The sequence below is a fragment of the Bradyrhizobium sp. P2_E8 genome (assembly GCF_056403875.1).
Genome location: NZ_JBFUES010001423.1, coordinates 1 through 1408 on the forward strand (window position 1 = coordinate 1; position 1408 = coordinate 1408).

Below are 1408 nucleotides of genomic sequence, written 5' to 3' on the forward strand. Positions count from 1 at the left end.
TCGCGCGTGAATTTGCGCGGCGCGCCGGCGCGCGAGAGCGCATTCAGCAGCGATTGCGCGCGGGGATCGCCGCGCTTGTAGACGCCGTGGCCGAAGCCGGCGAAGCGCTCACCGAGCGCGACGCGTTCGCGCACCACGGGAGCGACGTCGCGGTCGACCAGCGTTTTCACCAGCTGCGAAGCCAGCACGCCGGCGCCGCCATGCTTCGGCCCCTTCAGCGCGGCGAGGCCGGCAATGACGGCGTCGTAGAGATTGAGGCCGGTCGAGGCCGCGCAGCGCGCGGTGAAGGTCGAGGCGTTCAGTTCATGATCGGCGAGCAGAACCAGCGCGCGGCGGATCAGATCGGGCGCGTGCTTGTTGTCCGCCGCCCAGACGCGCGCGACCTGCTGATGCAACGGCTCGGCCGAGGCTTCCGCATTGAGCATGGTTGCAACCAGCAGGCGGACGATGCGCGCGCCGACCATCGCGCGGCCATCGGGTGCACGGGTGAAGGCGCGCGGATCGGCGCTCGCGGCCAGCGCCAGCACGGCGATGGCGCGGTCGATCGGCGCCGCCCGCCGCGCGGCCCCTGCGATCGTGCGCATCTCCTCGGATATCTCGGGCTGATTATCAGGCGCAAACGGATCGACGCCGGAGACGTCCCAGAGCAGCGTCGCCGTGTGCTCCAGCGTGTCGTTCTCGGCGAGATCGACACAATTGACGCCGCGATAGATCGCACCCTCCTCGGTGATGGTCGAGATCTCCGTGTCCATGACCGGCAGGTCGGCATCGAAGCTGCGCAGCCCCCGCGGCTCCGGCGACGGTACCCGGCGCTCCTTCAGGGCGCGGACATCCTCGGCGCGGTAGCGGTTCTTGCGCGAATCCGGCGTCGGCTCGGAGCGGATCAGGCCTCGGCTGACATAGGCGTAGAGCGTGGCCGGCGAGATCGCGAGCTCGGCGGCGGCCTCCCGGGCAGAGAGGTAGAGCTCATCGGAATTTTTCATATTGATTTATGTAATCAAGATTGATCAATCTGTCGAGAGGCCCGACTTTTATCGTGCGTAGAACAGGAGATTTGGGCCATGAACATCCACCTCACCAAGAGCCAGATCGGGCTGGACGGCGTCCCCGCGGCCGAGACCGTGCTGAGCCATGTCGACGGCGAGCGCGGCGAGCTGATCATCGCCGGCGAGCATGTCGGCCGGCTGGCCGCCAAATCGAGCTTTGAGGGCGTCACCGCCCGGCTCTGGAACGGCGCCAGCAAGACCTCGCTGAGCGAGGCCAATGTGCGGGCGAGCCTGGGCGCCGCACGCGAGCGTGCCTTCGCGCGGCTCGCCGAGCTGCTGCCGGCGACGCACGGCATGGGGATCGTCGACGGGTTTCGCGCGGCCGTCGCGGGCCTTCGCGCCGAGCACGGGCTGGAACATGA

At 68.6% G+C, this 1408-nt stretch carries 2 protein-coding genes; one reads left to right on the forward strand and one right to left on the reverse strand.

All coding sequences use genetic code 11. The features are described from left to right. Positions 1 to 983, reverse strand: a 983-nt coding sequence (locus tag AC1D00_RS41055; protein ID WP_477014637.1) for a citrate/2-methylcitrate synthase, incomplete at its 3' end; no start/stop codon positions are given. 78 nt (positions 984 to 1061) lie between these two features. On the opposite strand from AC1D00_RS41055, the gene AC1D00_RS41060 reads away from it, so the two are divergent. Continuing rightward, positions 1062 to 1408, forward strand: a 347-nt coding sequence (locus AC1D00_RS41060; RefSeq protein WP_477014638.1) for a citrate/2-methylcitrate synthase, incomplete at its 3' end; no start/stop codon positions are given.